The organism is Microcoleus sp. S36a_B3, assembly GCF_036700745.1.
Classification (GTDB): Bacteria; Cyanobacteriota; Cyanobacteriia; order Cyanobacteriales; family Microcoleaceae; genus Microcoleus.
Genome location: NZ_JAUBPN010000001.1, coordinates 435494 through 453149, shown reverse-complemented (window position 1 = coordinate 453149; position 17656 = coordinate 435494). Strand labels below are relative to the sequence as shown.

Genomic DNA, 17656 nt, shown 5'->3' with positions numbered 1-17656 from the left:
ATGCTTGCCAAAGCCAATATTTTCCACGAAATCGGGTTTCCGATCGCAAATCCTTATAAAATTGAAAATTTAGAAAAAATCTGTGCTAGACCTCAAATTAATCCGAGAAAACCCGCAAGCCGTGCAAGAAAGCCTCAACACTAGAGGAGGCAACTATGAAATCGAGCCGATTTTGCAGTTAGACAAACAGCAGCGGGAGTTGGAAGGCAAGCGATCGCAACTGCAAGCCCGCAGCAACGAAATAGCCAAACTCATCGGCCAAAAAAGAAAATCGGGTTTACCCCTCGAATCCCCCGAAATTCAGACTTTGCAAGCAGAAGGCAACGAAGTCGGCGCGCAGTCGAACGAATTGCAAGCACAGGAAAAAGACCTCAAAGCTCAAATAGAAGTTCTATTGCTGCCCTTGCCCAACTTGCCGGGTAAATCAACCCCCTTGGGCAAAAACGAAGAAGAAAACATCGAAATTCGGCGCTGGGGAGACGAATACATTCCCCAAAATCCCGATATTTTGCCGCACTGGGAAATTGGCGAAAAACTAGGAATCATTAACTTTGAACGGGCAGTAAAAATCGCAGCGCCTCGATTTATTACCTTAATTGGAGCTGGTGCAGCCCTGGAAAGAGCGATTATTCAATTCATGCTCGACCGCCACACTAAAGCTGGTTATATAGAAGTAATTCCCCCATTTTTAGTCAACTCAGAATCTCTGACTGCTACGGGTCAATTGCCAAAATTTGCCGAAGAAAGTTTCAAGTGCGATAGAGACGATTTGTGGTTAATTCCTACTTCCGAAGTTCCGGTGGTGAATTTGTACAGAGGTGAAATATTAACAGCGGAACAGTTGCCAATTTATCACTGTTCTTTCACTCCTTGCTTTCGCCGAGAAGCTGGCAGTTACGGCAAAGATACGCGGGGATTAATTCGGTTGCACCAATTTAATAAGGTAGAATTGGTGAAACTGGTGCATCCGAGTACCTCCGAGGCAGAACACGAAAAGCTCGTGCAGGATGCTGAGGGAGTTTTGCAGGCGCTAAAATTGCCTTATCGGACGATCGAGCTTTGTACCGGCGACTTGGGTTTCGCAGCAGCAAAAACCTACGATTTAGAGGTGTGGCTGCCGAATGCCGGCAAATACCGCGAGATTTCCAGTTGTTCCAACGTCGCAGATTTTCAGGCGCGGCGGGCTAACATTCGCTTTAAAGAAGCGGGGAAAAAAGGCACTCAATTCGTGCACGCCCTCAACGGTTCCGGTTTAGCCGTGGGCCGGACAATGGCGGCAATTTTGGAGAATTACCAGCAGCCGGACGGGACGGTAAAAGTGCCGGAAGTGCTGCAACCTTATCTCAATCGCGAGGTTTTGTAAACTACGAAGACGGGGCGGTTAAAACCGCCGACTTACAAATTTTTTAGCGCTTCCTTAATATCCAGCGCTAAAAATCTATCCAACGCTAAATACATCCAATAAAGAGATAGTTGAGCATCACTATTAGTCTTTTGAAACCCCAAAGCAAAACTCATTTTTTCGTACATCGGGTGAATGATTAGCGTGTGCAAATCGCAAAGATTGGGAAAATCTTGTTTCATTTCTACTAAAACTTTCTGGATGTGTTCGAGAAAAATAACGCGGTATTCTTCTAAATATTGCGGATCTATCATCCAACTGCGAACAAATACTGACTGGCAATTTTCATCTCCCGGAAGTGCCATGATAAAAGGATCGATCTCAGCAGCAACCGAACTTAAATGCAGGCTTTTACTGGGTGCGTTAAAAAAATTAACTTCCGATTCGGCTGCGGTGGGATACAATAAGTAAAAACCTACAGGATTCAGATTGTCGCAGCGGCGCAAAACTCGCATTCCTTTTGAATATTTGCCTGCCAAAAGTCGGAGAATTTTAGCGATTTGGTAGGGAACTGCGTTAGTGCTGCGATTCATCCAGTTGTAATTGGTTGCTAGTAAATTTGCAACGGGAATTGCATCGCACCGAGGATTAAAATTATCTAATTTGAGTTTGACTGAATTTTCCGGCGGCGCGGGATCTAAAATGTCGGAAACTGGTTGAATTTGAATTGCTGTAGCGTTACCGTCAAAGTGTTTTGCGATCAATCCTAGTGCTGCTAATTTGTCTAACATCATGCCGGCGGCGCGATCGCTCCCGCGATCGGAATCGGAGTAAAATAGTTCTGCTGCTTCCCGATGAGTGCACTGCACTTCTGTTGCTAGCAATTCCAGTTTAACCAGCGGCGGTTTGAGGCTGGGCTGGCTTTCCTGAAGCTGTTTGACTGATAGGTAAATCCAAAGCCGTATAAAACATTCAGCCCTAGTGCGAGTTACGCCTACTCGTTTCATCAACAGCGAAACAGCCGCGCGGCGCTGTGATTGAGAATACCAAGCATCTAGTGAAGCAATATCCATTTGAGTCGGGAAGCAGCGAAGGAACTTTAGTTACATATTGGCTCAATTTTACAAAAAACTTCACCCCGCTTCACATTACTTCTTGCTATTGTTGGTCAACTTGTCTGATTTCGCCCAACTCTACAATATAACTGGTTGCTCATTGCAAGTTCGCTGCTTCCCAAAGCACAATTAATTTTAGATATTTTCGGGCTTGATTTAACAAAGTAAATTAGCAATTTTAGAGGTTGACGCGATGTACAGTGCTTATATCAATCGGATTGGAAAATTTTTGCCGGGAAAACCAATTAATAATGATGAGATGGAGGAGTATTTGGGCAAAATTGCCTCGCGCCCTTCGCGAGTCAGACAGCGCATTCTCAACAGCAACGGGATTAAACAGCGCTATTACGCGATCGACAAACAGCAGCAAACACTGTATTCTAACAGCCAAATGGCAGCTTTTGCCGTCCGTGACGCGATCGCCCAAGCTAATTTGGAACCAAGGGCGATCGACTTGCTAGCCTGCGCCACCACTTTACCAGACTTATTAGTACCGGGATTTGCCAGCACAGTACACGGCGAACTTTCTGAATTATCTCCCCTAGAAATAGTTTCCACTCAAGGAGTTTGCTGTGCCGGAATTACCGCCTTAAACTACGCCGCATCTCAACTCGAACTCGGCAAAAAACAAACAGCAATCGCCGTCGCCTCCGAATTTCCCTCGCGCCTGTTCAAAAACACCAAATTTGAAGCAGAAACATCAGTCCAAGCCGGAAAACCCCTGCCTTTCGATACAGAATTTCTGCGCTGGATGCTATCAGACGGTGCCGGAGCATTTTTGCTGCAAAACCATCCCAACAACACAGGAATTAGCTTAAAAATAGAATGGATTGAATTAATTTCCCACGCCAACGCCTATCCAGTTTGTATGTATTCAGGATTAGCCAGCCCCACAGCAACCAAAAGCTGGTTAGATTATTCTTCCTACCTCGATGCAGCCGCAGCAGGAGCTTTTGACTTGCGGCAAAATATTCGCTTGCTCGACAATGTAATGCAATTAGGCGTTGAAGGTTGGCTGAGATTGATTAAAGCAGGAAAAGTTTTTCCGCAGGAAATCGACTGGCTGTTGTGCCACTATTCCTCTCACTTTTTTCGGGAACAAATTGTGGAACTTCTGGAACAAGCAGGCTGCATGATTCCTGAAGAAAAATGGTTTACCAACTTGTACACCAGGGGAAATACAGGCTGCGCCTCGATTTATTTAATGTTAGAAGAATTGTTCAATTCTGGCAAATTGCAGCCGGGACAAAAAATCTTTTGTTTTGTCCCGGAAAGCGGCCGCTTTACAACAGCTTACATGATGTTAACTGTTGTGGAAAATGCCAAGAAATCTATGATTTCTCAAATCTCTAAATCCGTTGATGTTCCCGAAGCTTCGCCTCTCGAAAGTGTTAAACCGCAACAGCCCAACTCTCCGCAAGCTTATTTGTTGCGGGAGTTAGCCTGGATTTGGCTGAAGTTCGATCGCGAAATTCGTTCTGTTCCCATTGTCCGCAAATTGTACCGGGGAGAGTTTACAATAGAAGACTATCAAGCATTGCTGTGCAATCTCCGCCCGCAAGTTGTCGAGGGTGCTCGCTGGATTGCGCGTGCTGCTTCTAACATGACTGACTTTCGCCTGCGATCGACTTTTATCGGCCACGCCCAAGACGAACACCGCGACTATCAAATGCTAGAAAAAAATTATGTTTCTGTCGGCGGCGAGTTGTCAAAAATTGTCGAATATGATAAGAATATTGGCAGCGAAGCTCTATCAGCTTTTATCTTCCACCAAGCATCGCGGGAAAATCCGGTCGATTTAATTGGTAGTATGTTTATAATCGAAGGATTGGGAAATCGGTTGGCTCTCAAGTGGGCAAAAGAAATTAAGGAAACTCTCGGTTTGCAAGACGAACAAGTATCGTTTTTAGCTTATCACGGAGTTAATGACGAGTCGCATTTAGCTAAACTAGAAAATTTAATTAATGCCGAATGGATGACGGATGATATCGCCCACCGCATTGTCAAAACTGCCCGCGTTACTGCTCGTTTATATTTGCTGCAATTGGAGGAAATCCGCTAATGCAAAAGCTGCAAAAACAAGATACGGAAAATCTCCAGGATGAGCGAAAAATCCCTTATGTTACGAAACCCTACAACCGCCGCGATCCGAATGTTTGGGATGTCCTGTTTTGCGATCGGTCAATTCCCGTCGATTTAGTTGCAAAAGCATACATGATCGGGGATTTACAAAACTGGACTCGCAGTTATTTGCTCATCCCGATCAAAGTAATTGCTAACTTGTTGCTGGCGGTAATTATGACAACAAAGCGCCTGTTGCCCTTTCAATTTCGCGCTTACACTTTAATGCACAAATCGGCCGCATTTTTCCTAAATAACTTTGTCTCGCCAGAAGCTTGTTATTTAATTGTGCGGCATATAAACGCGGGTTCAAACATTATCAACTTCTTGATTGATAACGGCCCGGACACCCAGATTGAAAAATCAAAACTTTATCCGCGCACAGTTAGCGATTTAGCTGATAATGCCTTTCTCGAACACGACTTAATTCTGTATAACTTTGTCTGGGATTACAACCAGGCAATGCTGACAAATCCCAATTGGTTGCAGGTTGTCAAAAAACGGGGAATAAATTATGATAGCATTCAACCTGTGGAAGTTGCAATTGATTTTGAAAGACTGAGGTGGCTGAGGATTCTGGATTTAGAATCGGCGATCGAATTGTTTAAAGTATTTTATTCTCTGTGTTTGACTAGCGACGAATTTGCGCGAGCAGTGATGTCGCTTCAGTTAGATGAAAACTTCGGAGTGTACGTCAGCGAAATTACGGAAAATTGCGATTGGAATCATGTCATTGTGAACCGCCATCCGCTAGCGCCAAACAGTCCGTTTAATGCAGCGCGCGACTTGTTTTTGCATGGGATAATTTCGGAATATCTCTATCGGTACTTGGAACTGCGAAAAGATATGAGCAATGCTGAAAATTAGAATTCATTAGCTCTGGCATAAAAACAATTATAGCCTTTATCAGAAAGATGAGGTACTATGCGACATAGGGCATACATCACTTTTTTGAAAACCGCTATAAATAGGTTCGTAGCGAGGACTTTAGTCCGCATAAAACCCAAAATAATAAAGGAGAGAATCTCAGTTTTGTAAAAATGAAATGCTCCCAATTTTACTCGGAACAATTGCTCGATATGATAGGATTTGCTTAATCATCGAAAACCTCTAAGCTTATGTACCCAAGGAGTTGCCAAACATTGTTGATTTTTAGCTCGAATCACAAAGAAATATCAAGCTGCTGCTAGCTGTGAATTTTCCGCTACTTTCGACAATTCCTGAACCACAATCCACTTACCTGTAATCGGATCGCGGTAAGTGATAAACGGATTAGATTTTAAAGGTTCACTGCAAGATTTAATTGCCATTTGTCCACACTCCTTAGAAATTGTCCTCAATAACTTCTACTACAACCCTATAATTTAATAATCGGCTATTTTGCCTAAAATCTGCGTGATTTATTCCTCAACAATAAGTGATATTTTAGGTGATTTTGAGTGATACATAACACGGCTTAATGTGATTGAAAGCTGCATTGGATGTGAGCAGTATCACCAACACTCGGAAAAACAACTCAGCCTTATGCTCTTTAGCCTTTACCTTCAAAAGTGCCACTATTTTCAGTGAATATCTGATATTATTAAGTAAGGTAAAGACGTTTATCAGAGATCGCCCTCACAAATTTATGGTGCTATTTGGATTTGGCAAAAAGTCGAGCCTGCCCTCTGCTCAAGAGGCTTTGCCGGGACGGGCAGAGCAGATAGCGGTACCGGCAACTCATTTTGTTAACGGCAATCCGCTCAAACCTCCCTTTCCAAACGGCATGGAGATTGCCGTGTTTGGTTTGGGCTGTTTTTGGGGCGCGGAACGGAAATTTTGGCAGCAAAATGGAGTTTTTTCGACTGCTGCGGGTTACGCGGCGGGGATTACTCCGAATCCTACTTATAACGAAGTTTGCAGCGGGATGACGGGACACAATGAAGTTGTTTTGGTTGTGTTCGATCCGAAGGTAGTGAGTTACGAAACGCTGCTCAAAGTTTTTTGGGAAAGTCACAATCCGACTCAAGGAATGAAGCAGGGTAATGATTCGGGTACTCAATACCGATCGGGCATTTACACCTATTCAGCCAAGCAAAAACAGCTAGCTGAAGCTTCGCGCGATGCTTACCAGCAAGCTCTGACGGCGGAAGGTTACGGCAAGATTACCACAGAAATTCTGGAGGCTCCTGAGTTTTATTACGCAGAAAGCTATCACCAGCAATATCTTGCTAAAAACCCGAACGGTTATTGCGGTTTGGGCGGTACTAAGGTTTGTTTGCCTGCTATGTCTCAGGCTTAAAATTTTACGCGCCTTATGGATAGGGACAAATAGATTGGGACACCACAATGTTGCGTCTCTACAACATATTTTATGACACAACATTGTGGTATCTCTACAAAATATTTGGCGGGATGTTGCTGCTACCCCGCCATAAATATCCGGGTAGATTAGTAGTTGAAAATAGGTGAGAAATGCTGACGGGTGTTGTAATTATCAATCTACTAATATCTATAGTGTGTTTTTATATAGCTGCGAGAGTGTGGAAAATTAGGCGGACGATCGCACTTTTGGAGTTTCGGATTGCAGCAATCGATCGCTGCAGCAGCAATGTCCTCGGTAAATCACCGGATTTTTTTGCTAAAAGGCAACAAGGTGCTCATCAACTGCGACGGAATTATCAACAACTGGAATTGCAACTGCAACAGGTTCGGCAACTTTTGGGATTGGTGGGTTTGGGGCGAATGCTCTGGTCCAAGCGCGATCGAGCTTTGAGGTAAGCTATCCTAAAACGTATGGAGAGAGAGTAGTTATAAAAATGTCATCTAAACGTTCGGGATTATTTATTGGCGGTCTGTTGGTGGGTTCTGCGATCGGGGCCGTGACTGGGTTGCTGATGGCGCCGCGACCGGGCAAGGAGACGCGGCAGATATTGAAAAAATCGGCCGATGCTTTGCCGGAGTTGGCGGAGGATTTATCGAGTAGCGTGCAGTTGCAGGCCGATCGACTTTCGGAAACTGCACTGCGTAATTGGGACGAAACTTTGGTTAGACTCAAAGAGGCGATCGCGGCCGGTTTGGAAGCAACTCAGCGGGAACGCCAAACACTGTCGGAAACTGAAGTCGAAGTAAGTCCTCCGTTGCGCCCTCCTGTCCGCTAAATTACATGAAATCCCAAACCCCAAATCCGAGATTCAAGTGAGTGATCCCATATTCTGGCTAGGACTTTCAATTTTGCTAGTGGCGGTTAGCCTAACTGCTGTTTTAGTGACTTTAATACCTGCGGTGCAAGCGCTAGCAAGGGCAGCCCGCAGCGTCGAAAAGCTCGCTGACACGCTTGCGCGCGAGTTTCCGCCTACTTTGGAGGCGATTCGGTTGACGGGGCTGGAAATTAGCGAGTTGACGGATGATGTTAGCGATGGGGTGCAAAGTGCGGGGGAGGTTGTCAAACAGGTCGATCGCAGTATTGGTAGCGCCAAGAAGCAGGCGCACAACGTGCAGGTGACAACTCGCAGCGTGGTGACTGGGGTGATGGCAGCTTGGAAAAGTTTAACTCGGAAGCCGCCGATTTCTGGGACAAATCGCCGATCAGATAGATTGTCGGCGAGTCAAAGAAGTGCGATTTCGCTGAGGGATTCGGGTTTGGATGACAGGTATTCTGGGAGTTACGCTGCGAGTGCGGGTAATGGGGAATCGCCACGGTTGAGGAATGGCGAGGGTTCTGGTTTAGCGGGGGATTCGGAAGATTTTGAGCAAGTGTCGAAGGATTCTTGATAGTCGATCGCTTTTTACCTTGATTGTTTCAACTTTTGAATTTCCTCAATACTCAATCCGGTTGTTTGGGCGATCGTTGCTTCATCTAACACATCCAGAAGTCCTTTGGCAATTTCAAGCGCTTTTTCCTTCATTGCCTGTGAAACAGCCTGTGAAACAGCCTGCTTAACAGCTTTAGTAATAGCATTCCGCTGGTCTTGTATGTAAATTTCCTGATGTTCTAAATCTTCCAACTCTTCGCGGGTTAAAGCGGCGCGATTTGCAACTTCAAAAGCTTTCTGAATTGCTGGCACTTCTCCCATTTGTTCCGGTACGAGTTCTAAACTTTTGGCATTTCTCAGGAAATATATCCACTTATCGGTTAGCGTTTCTAATTCCTCTAGTTTTTTGCCGAATTTAGGTAATTCGACAAATACTAACTCAATATCATAAATTAGATAGTCAACCAGATAATCTCTTTCTTTTAGGACAAAGCGGGAAATTACTTTGTCGAGAGTGGGGAACATTTCAAAGTCAGTAATAGTTAAGGCAATTACCGGATTTAGTAGCGTGTAATCTGCTCCCGTATCGAGTTGAATCGAATAAGCTTTAGCAGCATTGTACAAAATCCGCTTTTCAAAGCCTTCTACATTCAATACCTGCATTTCGATAATAACTGTTTGCTCATTATTCAGCTTGGCTCGGATATCTAAGTAAGTATCTTTAACTCCTCTAATTTTGGGTGGTTGATAGGGATTGAGGATTTCTAAAGATTCGATCGCAGAATTGCCTTGATAGAGGATGGCGTTGAGAAAACTGATGAGGATGTCTTTGTTTTGTTCGTCGCCGAAGATTTTTTTAAAGGCAAAATCTGTTTTGGGATTGATAAATCTCATTTTTCAAACCTCCACCGTGAAGGAATTGCTCTCGATTGTAATTATACCATTTATACTGTTTTATATGTTATTCTCAGACCTTCAAGCTTTTCTGTAAGATTGCTGGTTGAGGGGGAATCGCCCATCTAACCGTCTTGATTCAAGTCTTCGGTTTTTGGGGTTTCTGAAGTTGAGGGGAATTCTAGTCGAATGTTAATATCAATTGATACTGTACTTTCTTTAAAACCTATATTAACTATTTTTACTAATGCTTCTGTAGGTATAGAATTATTTATTTTAAATTCTGGAGAAGAGAGTATTTTATATCCAGCTTCCTGTAGCCGATCGCAAATATTGCGCCAATTTCCTACAGGTTCGTTAGGTACATCGGCGAGTTTTTTCACATATTGGTATAAAGTTTTACATAAATAAACCTCTGCACTTTTGGAAGTCTGAAACAGTTGGCGGGCGATTTCGGCGGGGCTGCAACCGGAAAGCAAGCCTCGGAGGTAGAGTTTTTCGGTTTCTGTGAGTCCTCGGCGCGATCGGGGTGAGATTTGCCGTTTAGCTTCTGCGAAAGCTTGGTATAGCCTTTCTAAGTCCCAGTGTTTGCCGGCTTCGGCAAATAAGTCTTCTTTTGATGCCATTGTCGGGTGTGTTGAGATGTGGCTAACGATAGCATAACCGAAATTGCTAGCGTTTGTTAGTTGCTGGCTAACAATAGGTAGTCTAGTATTAAATTACCGACTCATTGTCTAAGTGCAAATACTTAGATAAGCCGGAAAGTGCGATCTCAATATTTCAAATTTTGCCTGTTTAGTTAACTTTCGTTAGTCAGACAGTTAGTTTTTGTTCCTTAAACTGAGGTATTCCAATGGCTAAAGGTGATGAAATAGCGAAAGCAGCAGGTTCCGCTGCTGCGGGTGCTGCTGCGGGTGCTGGTGTGGTAGCTGCTTCTGGTTTTACGGCAATTGGTGCTATTGGTGGAGGTGCTGGTATGGGTGCTGCTGCTGGCCCCGTTGGTATAGCCGTAGGTGCATTGGCAGGTTTGGCATTTTACGGGATTAGCAAGGCTCTTTCTGACTAAACATTGACTCGCGCCAGGGACTTAAGTTTCTGGCTAATAACTAAAGTCGGTTGTTGATGTTGAGCGCTTGTTGCAGGAGTCCGCCGGGGGTTAAAAACCCCTGGCGGATAGGTTGGTAAGCGCACAATCTCTATCAATTTGAACCGCGAATTTCTAGCTTTAACTTAGCCCGTCCCTCAACTAAAAAGTGTCAACTTATGTCTTCTCAAGAATTTCAAGCAGCATACACCAGCATTGACAGTACAGGCACTTTCCTCTTACAATATCTCAAAGAATTGCGTGACGGACTCCGCATTCAGGGAGATGAAAGTCAAGGGCTACAAAGCATTGAAGATGAAATTAACAAAGCTTTAAAGGCTTTGCAAGATCAGAAGTATCAAGTAGCCGTCATAGCAGCAATGAAAGCTGGCAAAAGCACCTTCTTAAATTCTATCATCGGTGCTGATGTGCTGGCGAGTGAAACGGCCGCCTGTACTATCTGCCGTACAGATGTCCGACACATTAAACCGGGCGAAACTCCTAAACTTTTAGAGTATCGAGAAGGACAAAGAAAACCAGTCATTCTTGTTAAGGGTGACGCTGGCGAAATTCAGCAAAAATTCCTGCAGCGTACCCGTGAAATCAGAGAACAAGGCAATCCTGATAACATTACACGCTTTGAGATAGAGCATCCGATTGAAGCAATTAGCCAATTATCTTCTCTCACAGGCTTTACCTTAGTTGATACTCCTGGCCCTAATGAGTGGGAGTCTGCCAACTTCAACATTAATGAACTGAAGCAGACAGCACTAGAAGCACTGCGAACCTGCAATGCCATTCTGTTTATTTTAAACTACGCTTCCTACAAAGATAATGCGGTTGCTGATTTGTTTAAGGATGTTGTTGAAAATCGTAAGGATTTTATAGCTGAGAACACGGGAAAAATTTACTTTATTTTGAATAAAGTTGACCAAAAAACAGAGAGAGACAAAGAAATTGCTGATGTCATTAAAGATTTAGAGCGAGAGTTAGTTGGCTTTGGCTTTTGCAATCCAGTTATTTACCCTGCTAGTTCTCGACAAGGACTTTTAGCGAAACTGATTCAGCAAGGAAAAGCAACTGACAAGGAGATAAAAGATTTTGAAGATTTCTTTAGTGCCAAATATGCTGAGAGAGATGAAAAAGGTAGGAGAGTAATTCCTTTACCTGAAGAAATTGCCCCAAGAGCTTTGCAAGATAGCGGTATTCCGAGCATTCAAGAAACAGTCATTCAAAGGATTACGCAAAATTCAGGCTGGAATTTATTGAGTGAGGTGGTGGCAGAACTTGATAAAGCTGCTAAGGCAATTGAGGATACTCAGAATACACAGATTAGGGGTTGGGAAATGGGAATTGAAGCCCTAAAAGAAAAAGTAGAAGACTACAGAAGACGTTCGGAGAATGCGAGGGCGAACATTGAATCTGTAAAGAAAACTGTAGAGGAACAGAAGCAAACACTAATCAAAGGATTTAGTCAAGGCATTAACACATTTGCTAATGAGGCTAAAGCTCAGATAGCCAGTGAGATAGATAAAATTGCAAAGTCTCGTTCCGCCAACTCTCCAAAGCCTAAAAAAACTCAACAAAGTCGTCAACTACCACCAGCAACATCTGATAATATAGGCTGGGGACAAAGAGTAGGAGACATGGGAGAAGCCGTATTAGAATTAATCCCTGGCTTTGGTCAAAGCCTAGGGAGAGTCTTTAAGTTAGGTGCATCCTTGTTGGATATACTGGGTGAGTCTATTCCACAAGCTTTCAGTACCTCTGCCTCTGAACAGATTGTTGAGAGTGAAGAGTTCGATCCGTGCATTATCCGGTGTAAAACGAAGGCAGAAGCTGGGAAAATTGTTGAAACTATCAATGAGTTTTGTGCGCCACACATTCATAATTGGTGGATAGATACTCAAGATGAGCTTGTTCGAGATGGAACAAATATTCGCAAAGAGTTAGCCAAAATAATTCAAAAAGATATCCAAAAAATCTCAGATGAACTGTCTGCTTATCTGGGCGATGCTTTGCAGGTGAAACTCAACATCAACCCGATTCAATTTCCCAGCTTTGATTTTCCCGGAATTGATGCACGGATTAAAGATGTCCAATTAGCAGTAGTTGTGGGAACTAGCAAGAAAGAAACAGGGAGAAAAAGTCGCTGTTGCAATTCAGATGAAGTCTATCATGCTGATGTTCCTGTAATGGAAAATCGCTCCTTCTTTGAAGTTGATTTACGCCAAACATTAGATTCGATCGACCGCAAAATAGATGAGCAGACAGCTAGAAATAAAAAACTGTTAGAGCGAGTCATTGGAAAACAGGTGGAAGCTGATTTCCGAAGTGCAGAACGGCAAATCAATGATTATATCAACAGGTTTCAAAATGACTTCGATCGCGTTTTGAAGGAACGGGAAACGAAAGAAGCAGAAGCGCCGGAAATTCTGGCTCGTCTTGAGTATCAAAAAGCTAAGCTTATTGAGTACCTCAGTCAATTAAGTTCGATTCGGGAATCTCTCGATAGTTGGAAGCCAGTTAAGTAAAGTTAGAGAAAGTACGAGATCCCTTTTTCCCCGAAACAACCAAAAGGGCTCTCGCCTTTCCCATGCTGAATCCCAAAGTACGCGCGTGCGAAGCTATCGCGTAGGGAATCGCCCTTATTGTCCGTGCATTGCGAGATTCCTCCCCTAATTTACCGCACGTTTGAGAATGTGACCGACAACTCCCTACCTGTCGCCAACCAATCCATCAAGTTCGTGTTCGATATCTTCCAACCAGCCAAGCTTACTCGTCCACTTACCATTAGGCAATTGTCTGGCTGCATGAGTTGGAATACCCTTGGAATCAACATAGAGCCCTATTTTCTGATATCCAACTTCTAATCTATCGCCTTTACAAATTTCATATCCCAGCATTTCATAAGCCTGAATATACTCTTCTAGAGTCTCCTCTTGTGGCACGCCGTCAGGCTAATAAAATTGCTCTCCAGGTATCGGTTGCCACCAACGATCCTCTTCCCCAGCAGCCCATGCAAAGCAGTTATATTCTTGAGATTTGGGGCTAGTAATTTGATAATCCGTGCGATACAAATTCGGCCACTTAAATTCAAATTCGGGTCTTCTATACATTCTCTTCAATCGCGTAGCCTTGATTTATACCCCACTCAATCCAAGCTGAAGCCATCTGTTTTATCCTTCCCCTTTGTTCTGGTTTAATCGGATTTTCCCCCGTAATTGCACCCAAAGCCGACAACCAGTAAACAGGATTTTTTTTCAATTCTGATAGCAACAGCGGTAGGATTTTAGTTCCCATACTAATAATTTCCTGATAGGCAGGATGCTGAGACATTTGGGCAGTTGAAGACAGTCCAGCAACATCTTCCTCCCAATCCGAGGCTAGTGCATAAAATTTGTTAACTATCTCTGGGGAGATTTCAGCCTTTTTGTTGAGAATATTTTGAGCGGTATTTTGTGAAGAAACTTTTTCCTGTGCGAGTAAGTTTTCTATGCCTATTAAAACTAACTCTTCTATCGAGACATTTAAGTTGTTCGCGAGTTTTTGTAATTTTAGTAGGCGTTCATCTGAAAGGGCGATCGCGATCGTGTTCATCTGATTTACAAACTAGCATTATGCCTAAAGTATAACAAATAAATTATAGTTTCACGTTTTTTTTAGGGCAGCTTTCACAGCAGGATGAATCAATTCTTCGGGAATTCGATTGCGCTCAATATAAGTATTTATTTCTTCCGGCTTATCCAAATAAAAGCTCAATGCGTCAAAAATTTGAGCTAATTTCAGATGAGGTAATTGCATCGGAATTTCTTCAGGAGTAATACCCAAACGCGACAATTCACGGAAGTTCTCGTTCCCGCGATAATTGGTTCCCCTTGCAAGATTTCAGGGTGAGGTGCGACATAACGCGAAGCAGATTGTGTAGTCATGGGAGATTAACCGGACAGATCGATCTTGATTATAACTTACCCTACAACGCCGTCCGACTAATTGTAGTTTAACATGACCTAATATTCACTTTTCAAATGTTAAGCAGATTTTACTATTTGTGGCGAGATCCCTTTTCCCCCAAATAACCAAAAGGGATCTTGGCTTTCCCATGATGAATCCCAAAGTACGCGCGTGCGAAGCTATCCCGTAGGGAATCGCCCTTATTGTCCGTGCATTGCGAGATCCCTTTTCCCCGAAACAACCAAAAGGGATCTCGCCTTTCCTTAAGTTAAAATATAAGTTGTCAGATTAGATAATATAACTTATCAGATTAAACAAGGACAAGTTATGCCTGTAAACTGGAGAGAACATATCGTTAGTACCCCCGATGTACTGCGAGGTAAACCAAGAATCAAAGGAACTAGAATTCCCGTTAGTCTAATTTTAGGATATTTAGCATCCAATAACACTGTCGAACAAATCATAGATGAGTTTCCAGATATCGCCAAAGAACAGATAGCTGCTTGTCTTGATTATGCTCGCGATTTGTCGAATTTTGAAACAGTTGCCTAATGAGTTTAAGATTCTTTATTGACCAATGCGTTCCTAAGTCTATTATTCAAATCCTTCGCGATAACGAACATGAAGTTTTTGTAGGGGGAGATTACATTCCAATTGAATCTCCAGATACTATTGTCATTGTCAAAGCTCAGGAATTAAATACCATACTTGTTTCTCTCAATGGAGACTTCGCAGATATTGTGACTTATCCGCCAAGTTCATATTAAGGAATCATTTCTCTTCAACTGAGAAATCACCCGGAAATAATTCCTCAGTTGATGGCAAGGCTAACAGAATACTTATCATTGCACGATAGTGAGGAGCATTATCGAGGTAAATTACTACTGGTAGAAGTTTACAGAATTCGCATTCGAGAGTAAAGATTGATAGCGATATCCCTTTTTTCCCCAAACAACCAAAAGGGATATCGCCTTTTCCATGTCGAATCCCTGCATTGCGAGATCCCTTATTGTCCGAAAGTGCGAGATCCCTTATCCAACTTTCATTCCCCTCACATTACTAAGCAACTGCAAGTTCATATTGCGGAATTAAAATTTCATATACCTTCAAAATAGCCATAGCATATTCAATCCCTTGACTATCAGCAAATTCCACTAAATACTGACATTCTCTTCCCGTATCATAGACTTCAACAACAGTTTCCACAAGTCCTACTGGCAAACTAGAAAGCAATTCTCTGGACGGGTAAAGCAATGATTTATCGCTTCACTTACCCGCCCCAAACTAAAATTCACGCCCTACTTATACCTTAACTTCCCCCCGCTAAACTCAGAAGCAACAATCATCGAGCCAATCCCCGCATCCGTAAATATTTCTTGCAGCAAAGCATGAGGAATTCGCCCGTCAATAATGTGAGCGCCCTTCACACCCTGAGCCAAACTTCGCACACAACAATTAACCTTCGGAATCATCCCCCCAGACACAACTCCCGACTCAACTAACTGTCTCGCTTCTTGAATATCCAACTTAGCAATCAGACTCTCCGGCTTGTGATAATCCTCCAAAATTCCCGCAGTATCAGTCATCAAAATCAACTTTTCTGCATCCAAACCAGCCGCAATTTCCCCGGCTACGGTGTCAGCATTAATGTTGTAAGATTGACCGCGTTCATCCGCCGCCACGCTCGATACCACCGGAATATAACCGCTGTTCACCAAGGACTCCAAAATGTTGGTGTCCACGCCGCTAACTTCACCAACAAATCCAATTCCCTCGCGGCCATCTGGACGAGCTTGAATCAGATTCGCATCCTTGCCGCACAATCCCACTGCTTTGCCGCCTGCTTGGTTGATTAACGAAACAATTTCCTTATTTACTTTCCCCACTAAAACCATTTCTACGACTTCCATTGTGGCCGCATCAGTTACTCGCAAACCATCCTTAAATTGCGGCTCAATTCCCAATTTTTCCAACCAAATATTAATTTCTGGGCCGCCGCCGTGAACTACAACCGGACGCATCCCCACGCAAGCTAGGAGCACAATATCCCGAACTACTTTGTCTTTGAGAGTGCTATCTTTCATCGCCGCACCGCCATATTTGACTACAATTGTGCGGCCAGCAAAGTTTTGAATGTAAGGTAGTGCTTCGGAAAGCACCTCTACTCGATTAGTGTCTGGATTCCTAACAAAATCGCTTTGTTTGAGCATGGGTAATTTACAAAAGACTAAAAACTTAATTCTAAACTTTAATGGCTAAAGCAAATATCAACAGCTACAAAAATCACTTTTTCCCTGGAATTTATCGACGATTTGCCCGATCGCCCTTTTTGAGAGCTATCCTCATAATTATCATAGGTTTTTTTAATGATATAGCTTGAAATTTTGTCTTATAACTTATAAAATTCTTGGTAAAGTCAAGAAATGTATCGTTATCCTTGATTTACTGAACCTTATATGTTAACTGCTGTCGCCCCCAATTCCGAAAACCCTCAGTACACGCTACCATCAGAGGCTGACTCGTCCCCCCGAATAACGGTATTTTGCGATTTAGACGGGCCGATTGTCGATGTGTCCGATCGCTACTACAGCACTTACAAACAGGGATTAGCCGACACTCAAGCAGCCTGTAGCGAGCGAGGAATCAGCCTCAACCTGCAAATCCTCAGCAAACAGCAGTTTTGGCAAATGAAACAAAATCGAGTCCCCGATGCTGAAATAGCCAAATCTTCCGGCTTGTCGGGAGAAGAAATTCACGTTTTTCTCGGATGCGTGAGTCGGATTGTCAATCAGCCAGACTTATTGCACCTAGATCGCATCCAGCCGGGAGTGCAATGGGCGATCGCGCTTTTGCACTCCCGCGGCGTGCGGCTGATTTTAGTCACCCTGCGGCCGAGACATCAAGCCGTTCAACTGTTGCAAAATTACGGTTTAGCCAGACTGTTTACCAGCATTCGCGGCACTCAAATGCCGGATGCTGCCTACCACAACTATACAGCCTTAAAAACCGAATTGTTAGCTGAAGTTGCCGAAGAATTTGAGTCATCTCTCGGTTCGGCTTGGATGATCGGAGATACCGAAGCAGATATCCTCGCAGGACAAGCATTGGGAATACCTACAATTGCCGTTACCTGCGGCATTCGCAGCCGCCATCAACTGCAAAAACACCAGCCTAATTTCATTCTCAGCGACTTGATTATTGCCGTTCATCACTTATTAGGAGCGGCCCCAAAGGCGATCGTTGAGTGACAACAGTTAACTGTTGACTGTTAACTGTTGACTGTTGGCTGCTGACTGTTGACTGTTAACTGTTGACTGCTGACTGTTAACTGTTAACTGTTGACTGCTGACTGTTGTTAGTTGTCGGATGACTGTTATTAGTTGTCGGTTGCTAGTTATTAGTTTTTAGTTTT

20 protein-coding genes and 1 pseudogene are annotated in these 17656 nt (G+C 43.4%); 12 read left to right on the top strand and 9 right to left on the bottom strand.

Annotation, left to right across the window (positions count from 1 at the left end; translation table 11 throughout):
• Positions 1 to 82 precede the first annotated feature (82 nt).
• Positions 83 to 1363: a serine--tRNA ligase gene (gene serS, locus QUA01_RS02005; RefSeq protein ID WP_333089575.1), complete on the top strand. Its 1281-nt coding sequence runs from the start codon at positions 83 to 85 to the stop codon at positions 1361 to 1363.
• A 32-nt stretch (positions 1364 to 1395) separates the two neighbouring features.
• On the opposite strand, the gene QUA01_RS02000 is transcribed toward serS, so the two are convergent.
• Positions 1396 to 2415 (bottom strand): hypothetical protein, encoded by a 1020-nt coding sequence (locus QUA01_RS02000; RefSeq protein ID WP_333089577.1) that lies wholly within the window; start codon positions 2413 to 2415, stop codon positions 1396 to 1398.
• Positions 2416 to 2650: 235 nt separating this feature from the next.
• Here QUA01_RS02000 and QUA01_RS01995 point away from each other — a divergent pair, with 235 nt between their 5' ends.
• Both QUA01_RS01995 and QUA01_RS01990 read left to right on the top strand, forming a co-directional pair.
• On the top strand, positions 2651 to 4519 hold the full coding sequence (locus tag QUA01_RS01995) for a 3-oxoacyl-[acyl-carrier-protein] synthase III C-terminal domain-containing protein (protein WP_333089578.1): 1869 nt from the start codon (positions 2651 to 2653) through the stop codon (positions 4517 to 4519).
• Entirely contained in the window at positions 4519 to 5445 is a 927-nt protein-coding gene (locus QUA01_RS01990; protein ID WP_333089579.1) for a DUF6999 family protein, read from the top strand. Before QUA01_RS01995 ends, QUA01_RS01990 begins: the two co-directional genes overlap by 1 nt.
• 308 nt (positions 5446 to 5753) lie before the next feature.
• On the opposite strand, the gene QUA01_RS01985 is transcribed toward QUA01_RS01990, so the two are convergent.
• Positions 5754 to 5888, bottom strand: coding sequence for a hypothetical protein (locus QUA01_RS01985; protein WP_255515882.1), 135 nt, complete (start codon positions 5886 to 5888; stop codon positions 5754 to 5756).
• A gap of 317 nt (positions 5889 to 6205) precedes the next feature.
• Here QUA01_RS01985 and msrA point away from each other — a divergent pair, with 317 nt between their 5' ends.
• The 4 genes from msrA to QUA01_RS01965 all read left to right on the top strand — a co-directional run bounded on the left by msrA (position 6206) and on the right by QUA01_RS01965 (position 8331).
• Positions 6206 to 6859 carry a peptide-methionine (S)-S-oxide reductase MsrA gene (gene msrA, locus QUA01_RS01980; RefSeq protein ID WP_333089583.1) on the top strand — a complete coding sequence of 218 codons (654 nt, stop codon included), beginning with the start codon at positions 6206 to 6208 and terminating at the stop codon, positions 6857 to 6859.
• Between the two features lie 173 nt (positions 6860 to 7032).
• Positions 7033 to 7338, top strand: coding sequence for a hypothetical protein (locus tag QUA01_RS01975; protein ID WP_333089586.1), 306 nt, complete (start codon positions 7033 to 7035; stop codon positions 7336 to 7338).
• Between the two features lie 38 nt (positions 7339 to 7376).
• Positions 7377 to 7718, top strand: coding sequence for a YtxH domain-containing protein (locus QUA01_RS01970; RefSeq protein ID WP_265236682.1), 342 nt, complete (start codon positions 7377 to 7379; stop codon positions 7716 to 7718).
• A 37-nt stretch (positions 7719 to 7755) separates the two neighbouring features.
• Positions 7756 to 8331 carry a DUF948 domain-containing protein gene (locus QUA01_RS01965; RefSeq protein WP_333089588.1) on the top strand — a complete coding sequence of 192 codons (576 nt, stop codon included), beginning with the start codon at positions 7756 to 7758 and terminating at the stop codon, positions 8329 to 8331.
• 14 nt (positions 8332 to 8345) lie between these two features.
• Here QUA01_RS01965 and QUA01_RS01960 read toward each other — a convergent pair whose 3' ends face one another.
• Together QUA01_RS01960 and QUA01_RS01955 are read right to left on the bottom strand one after the other, a co-directional pair.
• On the bottom strand, positions 8346 to 9206 hold the full coding sequence (locus tag QUA01_RS01960) for an Rpn family recombination-promoting nuclease/putative transposase (protein ID WP_333089590.1): 861 nt from the start codon (positions 9204 to 9206) through the stop codon (positions 8346 to 8348).
• A gap of 125 nt (positions 9207 to 9331) precedes the next feature.
• Entirely contained in the window at positions 9332 to 9832 is a 501-nt protein-coding gene (locus tag QUA01_RS01955; RefSeq protein ID WP_333089592.1) for a helix-turn-helix transcriptional regulator, read from the bottom strand.
• A 227-nt stretch (positions 9833 to 10059) separates the two neighbouring features.
• Between QUA01_RS01955 and QUA01_RS01950 the strand changes: the two genes are divergently transcribed.
• Both QUA01_RS01950 and QUA01_RS01945 read left to right on the top strand, forming a co-directional pair.
• Entirely contained in the window at positions 10060 to 10272 is a 213-nt protein-coding gene (locus QUA01_RS01950; RefSeq protein WP_333089593.1) for a hypothetical protein, read from the top strand.
• A gap of 197 nt (positions 10273 to 10469) precedes the next feature.
• Complete coding sequence (locus QUA01_RS01945) at positions 10470 to 12824, top strand: dynamin family protein (protein ID WP_333089595.1); 2355 nt, start codon at positions 10470 to 10472, stop codon at positions 12822 to 12824.
• A 183-nt stretch (positions 12825 to 13007) separates the two neighbouring features.
• Here the strand turns inward: QUA01_RS01945 and QUA01_RS27290 are convergent.
• The 3 genes and pseudogenes from QUA01_RS27290 to QUA01_RS01925 form a co-directional block, all read right to left on the bottom strand.
• Positions 13008 to 13409, bottom strand: a pseudogene (locus QUA01_RS27290) (DUF7689 domain-containing protein).
• Positions 13402 to 13890: a hypothetical protein gene (locus QUA01_RS01930; protein WP_333089602.1), complete on the bottom strand. Its 489-nt coding sequence runs from the start codon at positions 13888 to 13890 to the stop codon at positions 13402 to 13404. The pseudogene QUA01_RS27290 and the gene QUA01_RS01930 overlap by 8 nt, the downstream one beginning before the upstream one ends.
• Before the next feature lie 51 nt (positions 13891 to 13941).
• A complete protein-coding gene (locus QUA01_RS01925; RefSeq protein ID WP_333133086.1) occupies positions 13942 to 14094 on the bottom strand; it encodes a hypothetical protein in 153 nt (50 codons plus the stop codon).
• Between the two features lie 477 nt (positions 14095 to 14571).
• Here QUA01_RS01925 and QUA01_RS01920 point away from each other — a divergent pair, with 477 nt between their 5' ends.
• Together QUA01_RS01920 and QUA01_RS27285 are read left to right on the top strand one after the other, a co-directional pair.
• Positions 14572 to 14796 carry a DUF433 domain-containing protein gene (locus QUA01_RS01920; protein ID WP_333089607.1) on the top strand — a complete coding sequence of 75 codons (225 nt, stop codon included), beginning with the start codon at positions 14572 to 14574 and terminating at the stop codon, positions 14794 to 14796.
• Positions 14796 to 15011, top strand: coding sequence for a DUF5615 family PIN-like protein (locus tag QUA01_RS27285; protein ID WP_333207949.1), 216 nt, complete (start codon positions 14796 to 14798; stop codon positions 15009 to 15011). Before QUA01_RS01920 ends, QUA01_RS27285 begins: the two co-directional genes overlap by 1 nt.
• A gap of 292 nt (positions 15012 to 15303) precedes the next feature.
• Here the strand turns inward: QUA01_RS27285 and QUA01_RS01915 are convergent, their stop codons facing one another.
• Together QUA01_RS01915 and argB are read right to left on the bottom strand one after the other, a co-directional pair.
• The gene (locus tag QUA01_RS01915; protein ID WP_442922017.1) at positions 15304 to 15465 is read right to left on the bottom strand and encodes a hypothetical protein; all 162 of its coding nucleotides are present in this window, start codon (positions 15463 to 15465) and stop codon (positions 15304 to 15306) included.
• Between the two features lie 77 nt (positions 15466 to 15542).
• Positions 15543 to 16454 carry an acetylglutamate kinase gene (gene argB / locus QUA01_RS01910; protein WP_333089610.1) on the bottom strand — a complete coding sequence of 304 codons (912 nt, stop codon included), beginning with the start codon at positions 16452 to 16454 and terminating at the stop codon, positions 15543 to 15545.
• Between the two features lie 246 nt (positions 16455 to 16700).
• Here argB and QUA01_RS01905 point away from each other — a divergent pair, with 246 nt between their 5' ends.
• Positions 16701 to 17492, top strand: a complete 792-nt coding sequence (locus tag QUA01_RS01905) for an HAD family hydrolase (RefSeq protein ID WP_333089611.1) — start codon at positions 16701 to 16703, stop codon at positions 17490 to 17492.
• The last annotated feature ends 164 nt before the right edge of the window (positions 17493 to 17656 follow it).